This window comes from Campylobacter sp. RM12654 (assembly GCF_020137585.1).
Classification (GTDB): Bacteria; Campylobacterota; Campylobacteria; order Campylobacterales; family Campylobacteraceae; genus Campylobacter_E.
On record NZ_JACGAR010000028.1, the window covers coordinates 1 to 21064 of the forward strand.

The 21064-nt window shown below is 27.8% G+C and carries 21 protein-coding genes; 12 read left to right on the forward strand and 9 right to left on the reverse strand.

Annotation, left to right across the window (positions count from 1 at the left end; translation table 11 throughout):
* Nucleotides 1-1031: 1031 nt before the first annotated feature.
* Nucleotides 1032-1541: a hypothetical protein gene (locus AVBRAN12654_RS08225; RefSeq protein WP_336614277.1), complete on the reverse strand. Its 510-nt coding sequence runs from the start codon at nt 1539-1541 to the stop codon at nt 1032-1034.
* 10 nt (nt 1542-1551) lie between these two features.
* On the reverse strand, nt 1552-2136 hold the full coding sequence (locus AVBRAN12654_RS08230; RefSeq protein WP_336614278.1) for a hypothetical protein: 585 nt from the start codon (nt 2134-2136) through the stop codon (nt 1552-1554).
* 585 nt (nt 2137-2721) lie between these two features.
* On the opposite strand from AVBRAN12654_RS08230, the gene AVBRAN12654_RS08235 reads away from it, so the two are divergent.
* Nucleotides 2722-4080: an alanine/glycine:cation symporter family protein gene (locus AVBRAN12654_RS08235; RefSeq protein WP_239803346.1), complete on the forward strand. Its 1359-nt coding sequence runs from the start codon at nt 2722-2724 to the stop codon at nt 4078-4080.
* Between the two features lie 44 nt (nt 4081-4124).
* Here AVBRAN12654_RS08235 and AVBRAN12654_RS08240 read toward each other — a convergent pair whose 3' ends face one another.
* Complete coding sequence (locus AVBRAN12654_RS08240) at nt 4125-5138, reverse strand: hypothetical protein (protein WP_336612861.1); 1014 nt, start codon at nt 5136-5138, stop codon at nt 4125-4127.
* Nucleotides 5139-5304: 166 nt separating this feature from the next.
* Between AVBRAN12654_RS08240 and AVBRAN12654_RS08245 the strand changes: the two genes are divergently transcribed.
* Nucleotides 5305-5757 carry a Dps family protein gene (locus AVBRAN12654_RS08245; protein WP_336607639.1) on the forward strand — a complete coding sequence of 151 codons (453 nt, stop codon included), beginning with the start codon at nt 5305-5307 and terminating at the stop codon, nt 5755-5757.
* A 25-nt stretch (nt 5758-5782) separates the two neighbouring features.
* On the opposite strand, the gene AVBRAN12654_RS08250 is transcribed toward AVBRAN12654_RS08245, so the two are convergent.
* Together AVBRAN12654_RS08250 and AVBRAN12654_RS08255 are read right to left on the reverse strand one after the other, a co-directional pair.
* The gene (locus AVBRAN12654_RS08250) at nt 5783-6154 is read right to left on the reverse strand and encodes a DUF4878 domain-containing protein (protein ID WP_214118775.1); all 372 of its coding nucleotides are present in this window, start codon (nt 6152-6154) and stop codon (nt 5783-5785) included.
* Between the two features lie 9 nt (nt 6155-6163).
* Nucleotides 6164-6763 carry a YigZ family protein gene (locus AVBRAN12654_RS08255; protein ID WP_239803348.1) on the reverse strand — a complete coding sequence of 200 codons (600 nt, stop codon included), beginning with the start codon at nt 6761-6763 and terminating at the stop codon, nt 6164-6166.
* Between the two features lie 35 nt (nt 6764-6798).
* Here AVBRAN12654_RS08255 and AVBRAN12654_RS08260 point away from each other — a divergent pair, with 35 nt between their 5' ends.
* Nucleotides 6799-7278, forward strand: a complete 480-nt coding sequence (locus AVBRAN12654_RS08260) for a hypothetical protein (RefSeq protein ID WP_336614279.1) — start codon at nt 6799-6801, stop codon at nt 7276-7278.
* Nucleotides 7279-7308: 30 nt separating this feature from the next.
* On the opposite strand, the gene AVBRAN12654_RS08265 is transcribed toward AVBRAN12654_RS08260, so the two are convergent.
* The gene (locus AVBRAN12654_RS08265) at nt 7309-8376 is read right to left on the reverse strand and encodes a DMT family transporter (RefSeq protein WP_214118769.1); all 1068 of its coding nucleotides are present in this window, start codon (nt 8374-8376) and stop codon (nt 7309-7311) included.
* A 324-nt stretch (nt 8377-8700) separates the two neighbouring features.
* Here AVBRAN12654_RS08265 and ureG point away from each other — a divergent pair, with 324 nt between their 5' ends.
* Genes ureG through AVBRAN12654_RS08300 form a run of 7 tightly spaced genes read left to right on the forward strand, consistent with a single transcriptional unit; the run spans nt 8701 to nt 13573 of the window.
* Nucleotides 8701-9312, forward strand: a complete 612-nt coding sequence (ureG, locus tag AVBRAN12654_RS08270; protein WP_214118767.1) for an urease accessory protein UreG — start codon at nt 8701-8703, stop codon at nt 9310-9312.
* Nucleotides 9309-10043, forward strand: a complete 735-nt coding sequence (locus tag AVBRAN12654_RS08275; protein WP_336614280.1) for an urease accessory protein UreD — start codon at nt 9309-9311, stop codon at nt 10041-10043. The genes ureG and AVBRAN12654_RS08275 overlap by 4 nt, the downstream gene beginning before the upstream one ends.
* A 43-nt stretch (nt 10044-10086) precedes the next feature.
* Nucleotides 10087-10389, forward strand: a complete 303-nt coding sequence (locus tag AVBRAN12654_RS08280; RefSeq protein ID WP_214118762.1) for an urease subunit gamma — start codon at nt 10087-10089, stop codon at nt 10387-10389.
* A 9-nt stretch (nt 10390-10398) separates the two neighbouring features.
* Nucleotides 10399-10710 (forward strand): urease subunit beta, encoded by a 312-nt coding sequence (gene ureB, locus AVBRAN12654_RS08285; protein WP_214118760.1) that lies wholly within the window; start codon nt 10399-10401, stop codon nt 10708-10710.
* A gap of 9 nt (nt 10711-10719) precedes the next feature.
* Nucleotides 10720-12426, forward strand: coding sequence for an urease subunit alpha (gene ureC, locus AVBRAN12654_RS08290; RefSeq protein WP_214118758.1), 1707 nt, complete (start codon nt 10720-10722; stop codon nt 12424-12426).
* Between the two features lie 8 nt (nt 12427-12434).
* Nucleotides 12435-12875, forward strand: a complete 441-nt coding sequence (locus tag AVBRAN12654_RS08295) for an urease accessory protein UreE (RefSeq protein ID WP_214118756.1) — start codon at nt 12435-12437, stop codon at nt 12873-12875.
* Complete coding sequence (locus tag AVBRAN12654_RS08300; protein WP_214118754.1) at nt 12875-13573, forward strand: urease accessory protein UreF; 699 nt, start codon at nt 12875-12877, stop codon at nt 13571-13573. The genes AVBRAN12654_RS08295 and AVBRAN12654_RS08300 overlap by 1 nt, the downstream gene beginning before the upstream one ends.
* 63 nt (nt 13574-13636) lie before the next feature.
* On the opposite strand, the gene AVBRAN12654_RS08305 is transcribed toward AVBRAN12654_RS08300, so the two are convergent.
* On the reverse strand, nt 13637-14905 hold the full coding sequence (locus AVBRAN12654_RS08305) for an MFS transporter (RefSeq protein WP_214118752.1): 1269 nt from the start codon (nt 14903-14905) through the stop codon (nt 13637-13639).
* Between the two features lie 168 nt (nt 14906-15073).
* Here AVBRAN12654_RS08305 and AVBRAN12654_RS08310 point away from each other — a divergent pair, with 168 nt between their 5' ends.
* On the forward strand, nt 15074-18112 hold the full coding sequence (locus tag AVBRAN12654_RS08310; protein WP_336614281.1) for a hypothetical protein: 3039 nt from the start codon (nt 15074-15076) through the stop codon (nt 18110-18112).
* Nucleotides 18113-18136: 24 nt separating this feature from the next.
* Here the strand turns inward: AVBRAN12654_RS08310 and AVBRAN12654_RS08315 are convergent, their stop codons facing one another.
* Nucleotides 18137-18895, reverse strand: a complete 759-nt coding sequence (locus AVBRAN12654_RS08315; RefSeq protein ID WP_214118746.1) for a class I SAM-dependent methyltransferase — start codon at nt 18893-18895, stop codon at nt 18137-18139.
* Nucleotides 18896-18904: 9 nt separating this feature from the next.
* Nucleotides 18905-19675, reverse strand: a complete 771-nt coding sequence (locus tag AVBRAN12654_RS08320; RefSeq protein ID WP_214119677.1) for a MetQ/NlpA family ABC transporter substrate-binding protein — start codon at nt 19673-19675, stop codon at nt 18905-18907.
* A 298-nt stretch (nt 19676-19973) separates the two neighbouring features.
* Here AVBRAN12654_RS08320 and AVBRAN12654_RS08325 point away from each other — a divergent pair.
* The coding region (locus AVBRAN12654_RS08325) for a Cj0814 family flagellar-dependent secreted protein (protein ID WP_442862321.1) at nt 19974-21064 on the forward strand (1091 nt) is incomplete at its 3' end.

The following is a 21064-nucleotide window of genomic DNA, read 5'->3' on the forward strand; positions in this document are numbered from 1 at the left end:
TTTAAACTACTACTAACTTTTAACTTTATTACTACTAATTATTTTTAACTATCAATCGTAATTGAATATATTTGTTATTACTTTATAAATTATTGTTACCGTTATTGCTTTATAAATATTGTGTTATATAGCTACTAATAGTAATTGGAATAGTATAATCATAATTAAATATATTTATAATTGCTTTATAACTGTTGTTATTGCTATTTAAACTACTACTTATTATTTAAAATTAAATCAATTTATAACTATAATTATTTTATAACTATAATTGCTTTGTAGCCACTTTAATAACTTAATGGTTTTATATAGTTGAATTGTTTTAAAGTTGTTTAAAACATCTATAAGATAAATGTATCATAAAGTAACTGTAAAACAATTGCTTTGTAGCTTATTTATGCTTATTTAACATTAAATTATTATTGAATTAAAATTTTATCAAACAAATGAAAATTAGCTTTAAAAAGTGTCCCAAAGTGATGTAGTCACCCCATATATTAAACTATAATCTAGTTGGTCTAACGAAGTTTATCATAAAATAAACCACACAGAGTTTGTCTTAGCTTGTTAATTTCATTTGTTTAGCTTTGTAAAAGCTAGTTAGACTAGAACTATAAATGAGGTGGGGTATTTGGCGTTTAGGTTGGGTTTTTTAAGTTTGTCTATTTTTAAAAATGCTTTGAAAACCAATTGCCTTTGAAAAAGTTTTAAAAGTTGATTAGGCGTTATTAGCCACCTTTGAAAAGATTTTAGGCTTTATTGAGAGTTTGTTTTTGGTTTGTTATAAGCTTAAGTTCTATCTTGTTTTTAATTTTATTATTTTTTTGGGCTTTGCTTTGATTTTTAGTTTATTAATTTTGTTTGTTTAGCGGTGTTTGAAAGCTTTTTATGTTTGAATGGTTATATTTATTTGAGATTAATTTGGTTTATTGTGGGTTGTATGTGTGGGGGGGGGGTGGGGGTGTCAAACAAACGAAATTTAGTAAGCTAAAACTAAATTTCGTTTGTTTGCATATTTGTCATCAATGTGGTTAATTCTTAGAAATTGTCCAAGTTGTTTTATCCGTGGTTAGTTCTATTTCTAATATATCATGACAATTAGTTGAAAGGTCTATCACATCGCCAAATCTTTTGTGAAAATCAGCTGTGTCTTCCCAAACCCCTGTAATTTGATTAAATACTTGAAGAATTGTTCTTTGGGTTTTATTTAATCGAAATTCAAAATATTCACGAGTGAGCATACCTGGAAGCATCCATTTTGCGACTACTTTATATCCTTTTTTTAGTCTATCTAAGTTAAGAGCCATATTGTGTTGATAAAGTGCTTGACTTCCATAGTAACCATCTTCAATCTCACAATTACCCCTATTGAGTCTAATTTTCCATAGGGTTACATTGTCCAAAAAGGTTATTCTGAGTGTTTTGTTGTTTGAGTAGTTAAGGTTATAGCTTTGCAATTTAAACGGTGCTTTGTTTGCCATCGCTGCTGTGCTAGTCATAAGCATTATTGTTATATATACTAATAGTTTGTTTAATTTCATTTAAATCTCCTTAATGATTTTCTATAATTTCATAAATATTTTTAGCCTTTTTAAAGGCTGGGATTAGTTCAGCTATAACGCCTAAAGCTTTATCTAAAGAATTTTTAGCTTCTAGCTGTTTGATTAGTTTTTTTGTGTTTAAATCATCATCGCTCACCTTTTGTAAAAGTGTTATAAAATCACTTTTTAAGATTTTTATTTTTTCTTTGTTTAGCGTATAATCAGCTGTATTATCACATTGCTTTTTTAGTTTTGCTTCTATGAAGTTTCTTATAGCTTTATCTTCTATGGTAAATATATAGTGAGTTTCATCTTCTTTTATATTTTTACTATTTGAGATTTGAGATAAAAAGTCTATAAATAAGCTTTCATACTCACTATCGTTCATAAACTTTACGCTTATGTTTGCTCTTAAGGCACTTACTTTGCTAGGGCTTATCTTCAAAAGTCTTGATAGCTCATCGTTTGATTTATCTAACAATCTTTTTTCTTTATCTAGTAGATATATAATATAATCATATAAATCCGTTTTGTTATAAGTATATAAGCCATCTGTTGTGATTTTGTCATAAATCTTTTTTGATATATCGCACATGAAAATCCTTTATTTAAAATCAGTATAATACCCCCCCCCACCATTCTTAATCTTTACTTAATTTGTATTTGAATTTATTTTTTATAATTTGAAAGGTTGTAGTAGAATTAGGTTTGCAATTTAAAATCTAATTTGCATATATTCTAAGTATTTTAGAGTTTTTAATAATGCTCTAGCTTAGCTACTCATTTTTATTGCTTATTAATTAAAAAATTATTTAATTTAAAATATTTTATTTATACTACAAATAAATTATATTGATAAAATTGATTTTATAGTCTATATAAAAGCTATATTTTAATATTTATATTTTTAAGGAATTTGAATTAATTTTTATTTTGCCAAGATATTGGCGTATTTAAAGAATTTTTTAAATAATGTTTTTACAATTTAATTTTTAAATTAATGAAAACACAATTTAATTATTTTATTTATTTTAATAACGTTATTTTATTAATATTTTATAATTAGTAGTATTTATTGCTTAAATTTATTAAATTAGATTGCAAAAGAATATTAATTTAAGCAAAATTTTTACTTTTTTTGTTAGACTTAAAACTTTTTAATTTATAACAAGGTTTTCATATGGATTTTCATCAATTTATTGAGCAAATTAATGGAGTTTTAGTTGCTTATGTTCTTGTATTTGCCTTAGTTGGAATAGGTCTTATTTTCACTATTTATCTAGGTCTTCCGCAATTTCGCTATTTTAAAGAAGGCTTGAGTGCAAGTTTTGGAGATTTATTCAAAAAAGGTAAGAAAAAAAATTCCGGAATAACAGCCCTACAAGCTATGATGATTTCAATTTCAGCACAAGTTGGAACAGGTAATATCATAGGCGTTGCAACTGCTATTAATTTAGGTGGAGCAGGAGCTATATTTTGGATGTGGGCTAGTGCATTTTTGGGCATGGCTACAATTTTAGCTGAAGGTGTTTTAGCACAACGCTACAAAGTATGGCAGCACGGACATTATATCGGAGGTCCTGCGTTTTATATAAAACTTGGTCTTAAGAAAAAATTAGGTGCTAATACTTGCAATTTACTCGCTGGATTTTTCGCTATTGCAATTATTGTTGCACTTGGTTGTGCTGGTCAAATGACACAAAGCAATTCTATTTCAGGTGCAATTCATCAAGCTTTTGGAGTGGATTTGAAAATCACAGGAGCAATTACTGCAATTATCGCAGGATTTGTGGTGATTGGCGGGGTTAAAAGGATTGCTAGATTTGCCGAACTTGTAGTGCCTTTTATGGCTATATTTTATGTTTTGGTTGCAGTTTATATTTTAATAGCATTTCACGAAAATATAGGCAATGTATTTTCTATGATTTTTAAACAAGCTTTCGGACTTGAAGCAGTAGCTGGTGGAGCTGTTGGAATTGGTATTAAAGAAGCTATTAGATATGGGGTTGCAAGGGGACTTTTTGCAAACGAAGCAGGTATGGGAAGTACACCACACGCACACGCAAGTGCAACTACTAAAAACTCTGTTTCTCAAGGTTTTGTGGCAATGCTTGCAGTATTTATTGATACAGCATTTATTTGCACAGCAACTGCTCTTATAATCTTACTTAGCGGAGCTGATTTAAGTCTTAGCGGTATTGAACTAACTACTTCGGCATTTAGCATTGCTTTTGGTAGTATTGGTGTGAAATTACTTGCAATTTGTCTTGTGTTTTTTGCATTTACAACCATTATTGGCTGGTATTATTTCGCTCAAATTAATGTGCAATATTTATTCTCAAATAAAGCTTTACCTATATTTAAAATAGTGTTTGTTTTATGTATTTTTATAGGTGCTATGCTAAAGCTTGATTTGGTTTGGAGTATTTCTGATTTATGTAATACTTTAATGGTATTACCTAATGTTTTAGCGTTATTTTTATTAGCTCCAGTAGTTAAAAAAGAATTATTAAAATTTAACGAAAGTAAGAAAAAATAAGTTTTATTCCTATTTCAAATTCTAGAATTTGAAATAGGATTTTTTTATTTTATTTGAGTAAAATTCATACCATTTATTTTTATTTCCACATTATCGTTAAAGTCTTTAGGTAATTGATTTTCACTTTCTTCTATAGCTTTTAACATATTATATTTGTTTTTAACTTTTAAACTTTGCTCAAATTTGTGTGGTGTATTAGCAAAAAAACTATCAACAATTGGTCTAAATTGTTCAGGGACTTTATCAATATTTTGCATTACATATTCTTTGATAGCTTTTAAGTTATTGTTAATATTTATTTTGCTTTCAATTGAATTAATTAATAAAGATTCTGCAAATTCTTTATTATCCATATCGTATTTATCAAGTGTATCTACATTATCAATCTTATAATTATCAATATTATAAGTAATATTTAATTTATCACATATTTCAAAGAATTTATCTAATACATCTAAATCTATTGCAAAAGCTAATTCATTTTTATTATGTTTGCCGATTAATTTAAATTCAACCTTAACATTTCCATTATTTGCTATATCTTTTGTTTTAGTGATTGTGTTGATAGAATATTCATCTTTTGCTAGTTCTGGAAGTATTCCTAATTTATTATCAGAAATAGCCAACATACTAGCAAATCCTACAGCTATTTCACCTAGTTTAATTGATTTTATTTCGCTTTTATAAAAACTTTCTTTAGGAGTATTAGTTGCTAATTCTTTTATGCTAACACTTCCTTTTTTATCTCCAGTATAAAATCCATTTGTTTCAATTTTTATTTCTTCAACACTTAAAACTTTTTGATTATTTATAATAACATCAATACCTTTGCTCTTACATTCTGCATAATCACCTTTATTTTCACATTTGTAATCACTAATATTTACATTAGATGGAATTTCAAACATAGCAGTTAGAACTTTTAATTTTTCAATTTCGTTTTTAATAGAATTATTTAATGAAGTTTCAAAATTTTTAACCTGCTCATCACTGATTTTGTTTCCACAACCAATAAACATAACAGCTACTGCACTAAGTGCTAATAATGATTTTTTCATATTTCTCCTTTTTTTATAAATTTGTTAAGAATATCAATTTATAGTTAAATAATACTAGTGAAAATGAAAAATATTTTTAATTTAAATAATAAAAATTATTAAGTAATAAAAATTAATTAATCTATTTTTGTTATAATGCAATACAAATTCAATTAAAGGAGACAGAATGTCATTAGAAAAACAATTATTACAATTACAAGCTGATGCACACGCATTATTTTTAAAGTTTCATAACTACCATTGGAATGTAAAAGGATTACAATTCTTTGCACTTCATTCATATACTGAAGAAGCATATGAAAAAATGGCTGAAATGTTTGATGATTGTGCTGAAAGATTATTACAATTAGGACATAAAGCTATAGTTTGCCCAAAAGAGTTAATGGAAACTGCAAAAGCTCCAAGAACTGATAAAACTTGCTTTGAAGCTACTGAATTAGTTGGACTTATATTAGCTGATTATGAATACTTATTAGCTGAGTTTAAAAAGTTAAATAAATTTGCTGAAGAAGCAGGAGATACAACTACTGCAGCTTATGCTCAAGAGCAAATTGCTAGTTATGAAAAATCAATTTGGATGCTAAAAAATACAGGTGCAACAAGTTGTTGTGTAAAATAATTTAAAGGCTTGATTATCAAGCCTTTTATTTTATAATATCTGCTGACATTTTCCATAAATTATCAATTTTTACCATTTTTCTTTTTTCATTTTTAACAAAACCATTATTAAATTTAGTAATAATTTGCACTTCAGCACTATTATTAGAACTATTTAATATATCTACTTTAATTTCTGCAATTCCGCCATAATTATTAAATAATTTAGGTAATACATTTTCAAAATTAATACTTAATTGTCTTTGAAATTCATTTTCATAATAAAAACATTTATCAAAAACAGCTTCACTTGGTTGATTAGAAAGTTCGTTTAAGCAATTTTTGACACTTTTTTGTATATCTTCGTTTTTACAAGCACTTAAAAATAATAGGCTAACAATCATCATATATTTTTTCATTTTATATCCTTATAATTTATTTAAAATTAATCTTAAATCTATCAATTCTTTTTCTAATTCTTCTAATTCATCTGTGCTAAGTTCTAAATAAAATACAACATTTGCTCCAAAATCTTTAGAATAAACGATATTTAGTTTATCTAAAATATAACTTAATTTATTTATTTGGCTATATTCAAGTTCTATATAATATGATTCTTTTTTTATATAGTTAGAAAGTAGATTTAGCTCATTAGCTTTTGAAATTCCTAAATTAACTGCGTTTGAATATGCTCTTACAAGCCCGCCAACTCCTAATAATGTTCCACCAAAATATCTTACTATATAACAAGCTGCATTTACAATATTAGCTCCTCTTAATACATTAAGAGCAGGTGCTCCACTACTTCCTTTAGGTTCTCCATCATCACTTTGATTTTCTACAATTTGTCCAAATTCATTTAATACTCTACTAGCATAGACTACATGAACGCATTTAAAATGCTCGGCTCTTAATTCTTCTTGTCTAGTGCGAACATTTTCGTTAATATTAAGTGGTTCAAAATAGCATAAGAATTTAGAACCCTTTACTTCAAAACTATCAAAACAAGGTGATTTTAAAACTTTCATTTGCTAATATTAGCGTTTTTTATTAAAGGATTAATATGAAAATAATTTTTAGTTTTATATTATTTATATTTTTAGGATGTAGTTCTTTAATAAGTGGTGTGGCTTCTGTCGCAACTTCTGTTGTTGTTTTTGCAATTACAATTCCTATTAAAGTTATTTATAGTGTTGGTAAATCAGCCTTAAATGCAGCTAGTTCTAATTCAAATTCAAATGATACTAAAATTGCTAAAAAAGCATTAGAGCAAAAGAATTTCAAAAAAGCCTATGAATATTATGCAAGAGCTTGTAATGATGATGAGCCTATGGTTTGTGCTTTAGGAAATTATGCTTATACAAAATGTGAATTATTAAATGATGGTTGCAAGATTAATACAATAATAAATAATAACGCTATAAAATATTTTAGTGCAAAATTATTTTTAGATGAATCAAAAGAGCTTAGCGGGGAAAATAAAAAAGCTTATATAAATATAGCTTGTAGTTACGATAATAGTATAAGTAAAGATTGTAAGTAATCTTCCTAATAATTTAGGAAGATTAAATATTTACTTGCCTCTAATTTTATTCATTAAAGCAGTAATTAAGCCGTTTTGGTAAGCAACAGCAAGAAGTGCAATCACAACACCAACTTTTTGTAATAATGATGAGCTTTCGCCAAACATAAGAGGTCCGATTAAAGCAACAGTAGCTATTGGACTTAAGATTAATAACCCAGCACCTAAAGTAGGGTTTAGTTTAACTGAACCATGTTGAGCAAATGTCCAAGCAGCAGCTTGACCTGCAGTTCCTAAAACTATCATCCATAACCAGTTCATTCCAGTGATAGGATCACCTAAAGCCACATTACCAAATGGACTTGTAACGCTTTCTATAGCAGCTTGTGGTAAGTGCATTGCTTTAATACCAGCAGCAGTATCAACCATAACACCTTGGTCAAATATGAAACCATTTCCTGTGATTAAGAACGCCCATACAACAGGAGCTACAAGTTGAGCAGCACTTGAGATTAAGATAGGTTGAACAACTTGTCCGTTTCCAATTCTTCCTGCTCTTCTGCTAGCGAATAAGTAAATTCCATAGCAAAATCCTGAAGTAAGACCGCAAATTGTTCCAACTGCCATAATACCAGTACCAAATACTTCTTGAGGGCCATTTGGATCAACTATACCATTTTCTAAAGCACCACCAGCTAAAATAACACCAGCAAGCATTATAGGTGCTATGAAATAATAGCTAAATGGAATTCTTTCTCTATCTGTAATGAATGCTAGAGCTGGTAACATAATTACCTGAATATTTAAAAGAATTGAAGCAATTCCTGAACCTACAAAGAATATTGAATAATTCCACGCAGTAAAGTCAATCCCTAATACAAGTCCAGCTAAAATAGATAGCCATACACCTTTTTTGGTAAGTTTACCGATTTTTTTAGCTTCCATAATTGCAAAAGGAATAAGGCAGATAGTTCCTATCAAGCAACGCATAAAAGCACCTGTAGCTGGGTCAAAGTTAGATAATTTTTGCCAAGGTGCAGTAAAAGAAAGAAATAAAATACCGATTAAGAATATGACATAGGTCATACCTGTGGCATTTCCTCTTAAATCATTATTCATGATTTACTCCTTAAAATTATTTTTAAATGATTTTTATCTTTTTGTAAAACAAAAATACATTTTCCTATTGTAGATTGATTAAAATTAAAATAATCTTAATCTTTATAAATAATTTATTGTTTTTTTTTTTTTTTTATTTAAATTTATGCAAAATTTATACAAAATATGAAAATTATTTATAAAAATTAAATAATATATAATTATTATAAATAAATAATTAATAATAAAATTATATAAACTTTTTAAATTTTAAATAATTCAGCAATTTTTAAGCTTGATAAAACTAAACTAAAAGCCACAATTAATTTTTTTTAAAGGATTGTTATGAAAAAACCTGTCATTATAGGTGTAGGTGGTCCTGTTGGAGCTGGTAAAACTCTTTTAATAGAAAGGTTAGTAAGAGTTATGAGTAAAGATTATGAAATAGGTGTTGTAACAAATGATATTTATACAAAAGAAGATGCCTTATTTTTAGCGAAAAACAGCGTTTTACCACCAGAAAGAATTATAGGTGTAGAAACTGGCGGGTGTCCGCACACTGCGATTAGAGAAGATGCTTCAATGAATGAAGCTGCATTAAATGAATTACAAAAGAAATTTAATTTAGATTTACTTTTTTTAGAAAGTGGTGGGGATAATTTAGCTGCTACTTTTAGTCCTGATTTAGTTAATTTTAGTATTTATGTAATTGATGTGGCACAAGGTGAAAAAATCCCACGCAAAGCAGGTGCTGGAATGATTAAATCTGATTTATTTATAATTAACAAAACCGATTTAGCTCCTTATGTTGGTGCAAATCTTGATATTATGAAAAGCGATACTTTACATTTTAGGAAAAATAAAGACTTTTTCTTTACAAATCTTAAAAAAGATGAGGGTTTGTCTGATGTTATTAATTGGATTGAGAAAAATTGTCTTCTTAAAGGCTTAGAGTGAGCTTATTAAAAATAACACTTGAAAATAACCATTTAAAAGAGCATTACCAACAAGGTATGCAAAGGTTAATTCAAGTTCCAACTAGATTTGGAGAAGATAGCGAAAATGAAGATTTTTTTGCTTATCTTAGTACTTTAGGTGGTGGTTTTGTAAATCAAGATAATTACGCTCAAAGCTTTAAATTAGTTAATTCTAAGGCTACTTTAAGTTCTCAATCAAATCAAAAAATATATAAAGGCACTTCTAGTTTAAAAACAAATATAGAACTTTATAATAATTCTATTTTAGTTTTTCATAATGATGCTAATATTTTTTATCAGAATTCAAATTTTTCAAGCAAAACTACTATTTTTATGAATGATAATTCAAGATTATTTTATTTAGATGGTGGATTTTTAGGCTATGCAAATTCGCAATTTAAAGCAAAATTATCTTTAAGAATATTTATCAATAATAAATTAAGTATTAATGATATATTTTATTATAACTCTAATAGTAGTTTAAATTCTCTTTATAATCATAACTATTTTTATACATTGATTATAAAAGGCGATGTGGAATTTAAAACAATTCATAATGAGAATTTAAAAGCTCATTCAAGTATTATTAATAATACTAATATTATTAGAATTTCATCAGATGATAATGATTTAGCTATGAAATATATTAATGATATTAAAAGCAATTTTTTGCATAAAGGAGGTATGAAGTTAATCTTAGCAAGACAATAAAAATATAATAATTTTATAAAACTAATTTTGTAAAGGAGAAATTATGACATTAACAAAAAAAGAGCAAGAAAAACTCTTATTAAGCTATGCAGCAGTAGTTGCTAGAAAGCGTTTAGACAATGGTCTTAAGTTAAATTGCCCTGAAGCAATTGCTATTATAAGTGATTATGTAATGGAAGGTGCAAGAGCAGGTAAGAGCGTAAGCGACCTTATGAACGAAGGTAAAAATGTTTTACGCAAAGACCAAGTTATGGAAGGTGTTGCTGATATAGTAAATGAAGTTCAAATTGAAGCTACTTTCAAAGATGGAACCAAATTAGTAACTATCCATAATCCAATTAACTAAGGAGGAATTATGAAATTAGGTGAAATAATTTATGCACAAGGTGATATAGTTTGCAACGAAGGTCGTGAAAGTATAGAAATTGAAGTTGTAAATACAGGAGATAGACCAGTTCAAGTAGGTTCTCATTATCATTTTTATGAAACAAATAAACTTTTAGAATTTGATAGAGAAAAAGCTCGTGGAAAGCGTTTAGATATTATTAGTGGAACTGCAGTTCGTTTTGAACCAGGTATGAAAAAAAGTGTTAAGTTAATTGATTTAGCAGGTAGTCGTGAAGTTTGGGGACAAAATTGCAAAATCAATGGTAAATTAGATAAATAAGGAGCAATAATGTTTAAAATAACTAGAGCAGAATACGCATCTCATTTTGGACCAACTACTGGTGATAGTATAAGATTAGCTGATACAAATCTTTTTGCTAGAGTTGAAAAAGACTATACAAAATACGGCGAAGAGTGCAAATTCGGTGGTGGAAAAACTCTTCGTGATGGTATGGGTCAAAACTCAAGATTTTTAGATAAAGATGTAGTTGATTTAGTAATTACAAATGCACTTATAATTGATTATACAGGTATTTATAAAGCAGATATAGGTATTAAAAATGGAAAAATCCACGCAATTGGTAAAGGTGGAAACCCTGATATTACTGATGATATTGACTTTGTAACTGGAGTTGGCACTGAAGCACTTGCAGGAGAAGGTCTTATAGTTACAGCAGGTGGGATTGATACTCATATACATTTTATAAATCCTGAACAAGTTGATGAAGCTTTAAGCAATGGTATTACTACTTTATTTGGTGGTGGAACAGGTCCAAACGATGGTTCTAAGGCTACAACTTGCACCCCTGGTATATTTAATATAAAAAGAATGCTTCAAGGCACTGATGATTTACCTATTAATATAGGTCTTTATGCTAAAGGTCATGGTTCTAATGTAGAAGTGAATTTAGAACAACTTCGTGCAGGTGCAGCAGGACTTAAAATTCACGAAGACTGGGGAACTACAAAAAGTGCTATTGATAACGCATTAAAAGCTGCAGAGATTGCTGATGTATCAGTAGGTATTCACACAGATACATTAAATGAATATGGTTGTGTAGAAGATACAAAAGCAGCAATTAATGGTAGAACTATTCATACATTCCATACAGAAGGTGCTGGTGGCGGTCATGCTCCTGATATTATTAAATTAGCAGGCGAGCCAAATATTTTACCAGCTTCAACAAACCCAACAATGCCATTTACGGTTAATACTATTGAAGAGCATTTAGATATGTTAATGGTTTGCCATCACTTAAGCAAAAATGTTAAAGAAGATGTTGCTTTTGCTGATAGTAGAATTAGAAAAGAAACAATCGGTGCTGAAGATGTATTACACGATATGGGTGTAATCTCAATTATGAGTAGTGATTCTCAAGCTATGGGAAGAATTGGTGAAGTTGTAAGTAGAACTTGGCAAACAGCTCATAAGATGAAAATCCAGCGTGGAGCATTAGGTAATGATAGTGAATATTCTGATAATGAGCGTATTAAAAGATATATTGCAAAATATACAATAAATCCAGCAATAGCAGCAGGAATTTCTACTTATGTAGGTAGTGTTGAAGTTGGTAAAATCGCTGATTTAGTATTATGGGATCCAAAATCATTTGGAACTAAACCTAAATTAATAATTAAAGGTGGATTTTGCTTACATTCAGTAATGGGAGATAGCAACGCATCAATTCCAACTCCACAACCAGTAATGCATAGAAAAATGTTTGGTGCTTTAGGTGTCGCATTACACGAAACTTGCTATAGTTTTATGTGTAAAATGGCAGTAGATGCAAATGTTGCTAAAGAATACGGAATTAAAAAACAAGTATTACCAATACAAGGTGCAGCAAGTGCTAAAAAATCTGATATGAAATTAAACAACGCAACTCCAAAAATTGAAGTTGACCCACAAACTTATGTAGTAACGGTTGATGGAGAAGTTGCATATAGCGAACCAGCTACAGAATTACCACTAACTCAAAGATATTATTTATTTTAGGAGAAAAAATGATAGTAAAAACCATACTAGGCAATATAAAAGATTATGATACTAAAGGCAAAATGATAGATAATGTAAAAGTTTCGCCTGATGATAGATTAAAACACATACTTCGCTTAACAAGTGATAGTGGAGTAGAAATTGGCATAAGCCTAGATAATGGTCATTTTCATAATGGCGATGTTTTAGGCGAAGATGATAAGAGAGTTTTTGTAATAGAATGTTTGCCACAGAGTGTAATTTTGATTAAGCCAAAAGATATGATGCAAATGGGTTTTGTAGCTCATTCAATAGGCAATAGACATATGCCTGCTGTTTTTGAAGATGGTTTTATGATAGTTGAAGATGATTATTTAATAATTGAGTGGCTAGAAGAAAATCAAGTAAGCTATGAAAAAACGCAAAAAGTTTTGCGTCATGCTTTAAAACACGCGAGTCATCATCACTAATGTTAGGGCAGTTTTTATTTGATAGTGCCTTTGCAAATGGTGCTTATTCGCATAGTTTTGGTTTAGAAAGCTATATTTCTTGGGGCGTTGTAAAAGACGCTTCAAGCTTTCAAAAATGGTTAGAAAGTTATATGCTAGATGTATTTGCTACTAGCGATGGTGCTATTTATGCTATTGCTTGTGGTTTAAAGGGTAAAAAATTAAGTTTATTAAAATTAGCAAAAGTAGCTAATTCATCAATGGCTAGTGCTGAATGCAAGGCTGCAGGTATTAGTATGGCAAGAGCTACTTTAAAAAATACAGAATTTATGCACGATGAATATGCAAGTTGGTATTATAAGGCTTGTGAGAATGATGAATTTTGCAATCCTGCTATTGCTTTTAGTGTTTTAGGGCAAAATATGGCTGTTGAATACGCATATTCAAGTATAAAAACACTAACTCAAAATGCAACTCGTGCTATACCATTATCTTATAAAAAATCAAGCGAGTTATTACATATTAATTTAGATTTAGCTAAACGCTCTGCTGATAAATCAATGCAAATTGCTAAAAGTTTTATAGAAAAAGGATTTTTTAGTTTGCAATTATTAGATGAAAATGATTTAAATAAATATCATTTGTTTTCTACTCATCACGAATTAGATTTAGGAATGTTAGCTCACGAAAAACTTGATTTTAGATTGTTTATGAGTTAAATCATTAGAATTTGAAAATATAAAAAAGGTAATAAATTAATAATTTATACCTTTTTTAATCTATTAAAATAATTTTTGTAATTCTTCTTCGCTTAGTTTCTTAGAATTATATTTGATTAAATAAATATCATCTTTTTTATTAATATCTATAACAAATTCGCTTTCTTTTAAAGGAGCTTTATTAGATTTATAAGTCTTAAAATCATTAGGATTATCCATAGTTTTTAGGATAAAAAACCAAATAGCACAAACAAAAGCAATCAGCATTAAAAACTCATTTTCCAAATCAGCGTGCATAAAAATCCCACATAAAAATGCTCCTAAAAACGAGCCAAAATATCCGCAAGAATTTGAAAATCCTAATACTAAACCTTTTTGTCTAGCTTTGCAAATCTTAGAAATTGAGCTTTGCATAATAGGCTCGTGCAGACAAAATGCAATAAAATATAAAACAACAGCTAAGAAAAATAAATAATAACTAGAGCTTAAAAATATTAAATATGATAGGAAAAATAATGCAACTCCGCTTAATAATATAGTCTTACTTTTGCCTTTTGACTCGCCAATAACTCCACCAACTCCCATAGCCAAAAAGCCAAAAAACATAGCTACGCTATAAATAATCCATAAATTATCACTATTTTTATGAAATATATTTACATAAGCTAAAGGAATTAGCATAAAGGTGCTTGAGCTTAGCATTTTTTGTAAAAAGCAAGTTAGATAAAGTTTATTTAAATTAGCACTTATGAATGCTTCTTTAAAAGGTATTTTTTCTTGTTTTATAATTTCTTTTTCTTTAGGTAAAAAGGCTAATAATACAATACATAAAACGCTTAAAATCGCACTTATATAAAATAAAGCCCCAAGCCCTAAAAAACTAGCAATAACAGAACCCAAAATAATAGCTACAACAAAGCTAAGTCCAATAGCTCCACCCATTAACGCCATTGCTTTTGCTCTATCTTTTTCGCTAGTTAAATCAGCAATCATAGCAGTAGCAACCCCGCCAATTGCTCCCATACCTTGTAAAACCCTACCAACAAGCATTGTATAAATATCACTTGCACTTGCACAAATTAAACAACCTATTATAAAGATTATTAGTCCCATAAGCATAGTCTTTTTACGACCGATTTTATCACTTAATGCTCCAAAAGGCACACTAAAAATCATTTGAAAAATTGCGTAAATTCCAACAATAAGTCCAGCCAATACATCATTAGCTCCGTTTAACTTATGCGAATACAAGCTAATCACAGGTAAAACAATAAAAAGCCCAAAAAATCTTGAAGCAATAATAAAACTTAAAATCAAGGTATTTTTATTCATAATCTATCCTTTTTGATAAAAGATTATTTTACTCCTAAATTTATTTACCGCCAATTTAACTAGAAGAATTTTCATATTTTAAATTCTAAAAATCTTCAAATTTTTCTTATAATTTACAAAAAATTTATGCTAAACTAAGAAAAATTTTATATATCTTGGGAGCTTTATTTGAAAATTATTGTATTACTTTTATTTAATTTGCTAATTTTTGCAGATGAATTAAAGTTCGGTATTGTATATGCTTATCAAGATAAAAATTATTCTAAACAAATAAATGATTGTTTATTAAATCCATCTTTAGGTAATGTTAATGGTTATAATGGATTTTTAGGAGATTATTTAAAATTATGTTCTAGCTTAGGAATAAAAACAGAAAATAAAAATGATAAAATTGTATATTGTCTAAATAACGATAAAAAGCTCAACGGGGGGGGGTATTTAGATATAATCAATGCTAAAGCAAACCCAAATACATTAGAATTTTATTCATCAAGTGCTGATGATAATTCTTATAAGAGCTTAATTAATTCTAATCAAGATAGTTTTTCATTTATAGTAGAAAATAAAAATAATATTAAAACATATATAGAAGAGCTTTATAAATTGTATTCAGTGGATACTACCGGTAGAATTAAAATAGAATATAAAAAGACTTTAAATGATGCTGTTTATTATCTAATTGACCAAAGTCCTATAAAAACTACAAATAATGAAGATAATAAATTAATTAACGACTTTTATAACTACATAATAGCAAATCCAAGTGTTAATATGACTAGTGATTGGGAAGACAGATTTAAGCAAATAAGAAATATGCAAGCTAAAAATTCTCATATTTTTTATAGTGATATTTTTAAGGAAAAGGCATTTTTAAAGAATTTAAGAGCTGCATATAATGAATACTCATCATATCCTTTACCTAGACAAAACGAAGGTAAGTGCTATATTTTTGATATTTTTGCTTATGATACAAGTAATTTAGGTAAGAATGTAATTAGGTCTAGTAATTTTAAATATTCTCATCAAAATAGTAAGTATTATTCAAGTGATTTGATTACAAATTATAGTATTCATAAAAGCTCTCTTGTTAGAAAGGGTATATATGAATCAACATTCGCAGGAGAAGAAGTTAAATTTAGTATTAATTTAAGAGCTTTAAATGCGATAGCTAAAGGCGAAATAAAACTAAGTTTTTATCCAGACGCTAGTAATTTAGAAATTAAAAATGAAAAAATCTATTTAAAGGATAGAAATAAAGCTTTATTAAAAAGAGAAGCTGACGCTAAATATTATATGAGTGGTAGCAAACAATCAAAATGCCAATTAAATCTAGTAGAAAATACTAAAGAATTGGTTTTTAATTTAGGCAATTGTTTAATTAATCAAAAAAATATTGAAATCACAGAAAGAATTAGGGGTTTTGAAAGACCTATATTTCAAGAAAGTGGTAAAAGTATAATCAAAGGTTCTGTTGGCATTCCTTTAGTAAATGATTATCAAAATATATATACTTTATATACCAATAATAATGAAAAAGTAATTATAAATAATGCTAAAAACTCTAATGCAAAAAAGGCAAAATTAGTAAATACTATGCTAGAAAATGAAGAATATTTCATAGGGCTTAGCAATAATTATTCAAATATTAGTAGAGTTTATATTGACTTTTTGCCTAATTCTAATTTTGAAATTCTTAATGTCTATAATGCAAATTCTAAAATAGATAAAATCACTGAAGGTGCGTGTGCTGGTAAGTATTTATTAAATGATGAATTAATCCTTAGGATAAAGACAAATCAAGCAATCAAACAAACAAATATTAAATATAATCAGTATTTTGAAAAGACTAATCAAAACAATGAATTAGTATGCGAACAAATGATAAATGATAATTATAACTATACTTTTGCTAGCAATGATTTTGCTATTAGACCTAAAGAATTTAGTTTAGGCATTTCATCGTTAAATCAAGAAGCATTTCAAAATACTTTAAATAGTTTTGTATCAAGAGAATTGAAAAATTATTCAAATCTAGCAATTGGAATAGCTAATTTAGTGATTAGTTATGATAATACTACTAAAAAATTTGCCTTATTAAATAATGAAAATAATAAAATTACAATTTTTGCTAACGACAATCGTGTAAGAAACAAAGAAAAATATGGAGTAGCTTTTATAAATAATGGTAAGTTTGATTTAAATATTAATTTTCCTTTAGCTACTGATGGTTTAATAGAATTAGCAGAAACTAATTTTACAAAACACGACCAAGAATTAGATATTTGTATTCAAGATGAATTTGATTTAGATAGTGCAAATACTTTAAAAAATGGAAAAATTTCTTGTTTTATACCTATTAAAAAAGCCTTAAATATTGAGTTTTTATCACAAACAAAGGCTATTAAAAACGAATATATAACTTGCAAAAAAGATATGCAAAAATGCAAACTTAATCAAGACAATTCAATAGGTATTAAAAATATAGCTTATGATAAACTTATGTTAGGAGATAATGCGGGCTTGGTTTATAATCTTTATTTGTTAAGTTCAAATTCTAATAACAAATTTGTTCCAACAAAGTTTAAAAATGATATAAATTTAATGATAGATGTAGGCAATTTAAATGGTTTAGTAGTAAATGAAGGCAATTTAAAAACCTTACATATTAGCAAAAACGATTTAAATCAAGCATTTAAATTGGCTTTTAATAATTTAGGAGAAAACACAAGATTATCTAATCTAAACGAATACTCGCAAGATGAGGTAAGCTATAAAAATACTACGCAATTTACTTTCAAAAAGGACAAGCCAAGACCTTTACAAAAGGTTACAATCAGTGTCTATGTAGATGGTAAAGATGAGTTTAATATAACTTATAATAATGTTTATGATATAGCTTATACAGGCTTAATGTTTAAAGATATTAATACTACTAATCAAGCTTTAGAATTTAAAAAAGATTATGATTTTGGGTATTATGATGAGGTAGATGGGAAATTAAGTTTTATTAAAGATAATATTATTTTAGATGATTTATTGTCTAAAATTGACTTTATACCAACCTATAACAGCACTCAATTTATTAATAATAGTTTTCATAATATTTCAAATTCTTCATACACAAAAGATACTATAAAATTTGTTCCTAAAGCAGGATTTGAATATCTTTCAAATACTAAAAATACCTTTACAATAGAGTTTAAATAATATTAAGCCCCTTTAATATGGGGCTTATTTTTCTACGCAAAATAAAGCCCAGCTTAATTCTTGTTTGATTAAATCTTTATCGTTTTCATATAGATTTTTTAGTTTTTCAATTTGAATATCATTTAGTTTTTTGTAAGAAAACTCAACGCTTTTTTGTAAATCTTCATAAGTTTTATAATAATTTTGATTTTTTATAGTGATTTTATTTAAAGTGAAAAAATACCCAAGCTCATTTAAAATATTTGCAGCGTAAATATAATTAGGCGTTGCAATTATGTCTAAATCAAGGGCATTTATGATTTTTTCGTGTATGTAAGAATTATCAATTTTATATGTAAAATATAGCCTTTTTTTCGTGCAGTTTAAAAGAATTTGCAATGCTTTTGCTAGGTCATTAACATCTAAACACCTACTAGCAAAAACCAAATCCCAACTACCATCTAAATCATCATAAGAGCCTTGAATTATCCTTGCATTAGGGCAATTTATCTTAGCAAACTCAAGCATTTTAGGAGAAAAATCACATAAAGTAATATTGTTTATTAAAGAGTGCTTAGCTAAAAAAGCACTCCCACAAGCAAAATCAAGCAAACTATCACACCCACTAAAATCAACTTGCTTTAAAAATTCTCTCACATAAGCTTCGTGTTTTGCGTAATCATTAAAACTTTGAGCTTTTTTATCCCACTCACTTGCGTCCTTACTCTTAAAATCACTCAAATTCTTTTGCTCAATATAAAGATTTTTAAATGATATTTTAGAAAGATTGTTTGCTTTTAGCATAAATTCTCCTTAAAAACTTGGAATTAATATATCTTTAAACTTAGTATTTAAAAACTCTCTCATTTTTTCACTTCTCATAGCCTTAAGCAAAGCTTTAGTTTTAGGGCTATTTAAATCATTGGCTCTAACAGCTAAAACGCTAGCATAATCACTATCACTACTTTCGTGCAATATAGAATCCTTAATAGGATTTAGTCCTGCTAGTAGGGCGTAATTTGTATTAATTATCGCCAAATCACATTCATTAAGTGTTCTTGTTAGTTGTGGAGCTTCTATTTCTTTTATTGTAAGTTTTAATGGATTATCTTTAATATCTAATACTGATTTTGTGCTAGATTTTGCATCTTCATTAAAGCTTATTATATTATTTAAGGCTAGTAAATCTAAAGCTCTAGCACCATTAATAGGGTCGCTTGGTATATAAACTAAGGCATTTTTAGGCAAATCTTTAATATCTTTAATAGTATTTGAATACGCTGCCATTGGACCTAGAAATATTTTTCCTGCACTAACTAGATTTGTCCCTCTTTCTTCGTTAAAGCTTTCTAAAAATTGTCTAATTTGAGTAAAATTCGCATCTAATTCTTTATCATTTAGAGCATAATTTGGGACTATGTAATTATCAAATTCTATGATTTCTAGTTTGTATCCTTGATTTTCAACCAAGTCTTTTACATTTTCTAAAATCATAGCAGTTGGATATGGAGTTACTCCGATTTTGATTAATTTTTCATCAGCATTTAAGCTTAATAAACATAAAAATATTAATAATTTTTTCATTTGTTTTCCTTTAATTTTTAAGGTGCTTACCGCACAACAATTAAAGAAAATGTTTTTACATTTTCTTTCTAGCCCACGCTTGCTTTTTATTCATTTTTGCGTCTAGCTAGAAAGTTTAGCTAGACGCTAACGCATCTGCATCATTTATAATCCTTTTTAATTTTTTAAAGCTAATCTTAATTATAAATATTAAATAAAATAATAAAAATACTTATATTTTTTATAAGTTGTGTAAAAAAGTAACAAAATATTAAGGAATGATTTTTGCTTTTTTAAATAAATATTTAAAGGAGAGCAAATGAGAATAGAAAGTATTTCAATTTTTGATGAAGCCAAACTTCAAAAAGCTCAAAAGGCTGCAGGTGTATCATTTTCATCTATTTTTGCAAGTGAATTTGCAAGGGTAAATCCTAAGCTAGAAACTCAAGCTAAGTATTCGCTAGATAAAGACATAATAGACGCTTCAAATATCTTTATAGATAGGTTTAATAATTCAAGATTTAAGGTATTTGATAATACTCATGATTTAACTAAGCTAAATTCTAATATATCTTGGCAAGGAGATTTAACAAAAGCTAAGATTTACAATGCTACCGAGTTTGGTTATAGCGTTGATAGTAGTGGCTTTTTAGGAGCTGATTTTAACAAAGCTGCAGGCTTGCCAAATGATTTTAAAATCCATTCAAGCACACTAAAAGAAATCTCAAGACAAAATAACCTAATGACTATGCCACAAGTTGGGATTTTTAATAATATTTATGAAAATATTGATTACGCAGACACTATCAAACACCAATTTAGATTATACGAGCAAATTGTAGGAAATGTAGCCGAGTTTAGCAAAGATGATATTGCTAATATGCCAAATTATGTTGATTTGGTTGGACTTAAAATCAATAATGGCTATACATTTGATTATTCACACGCAAATGTTGGCAATAAGTATTATGAGAATAAGGAAAATGCTTTACAAATAGGCTTTAAGTTTGATTATGATTTAAGCGTAAATAATAGCAGAAAGCTTAATTTTGATTTAAGTCCTTATATAAAAGATGGTGAGATTTCTAACGCAGGATTATTTGTAAGTTTTCTAGGTGGCACACAAGGGCTTAAGGTAAGCGATAGTGGGGCAACTAAGATTAAAGATGAATATAAAGAAAGAATGATTATAGAAGATGCACTAAGTAAGCTTAATCCAAATGAAGGCATAGATATTTCAAAACTAGAATTATTAACAGGACTTAGCAAGGAAAAAATCCAAGATTATTTAGATAAGTTTGAAGATGAGAAAAAATTAAAAGAAAAGGTAAGAGAGTTAAGTCAGAGCCTAGCAGTAGATGCTTTATTAAACAATAATTATTCAAATGATTTTAGAGCTAATGCTAAGGA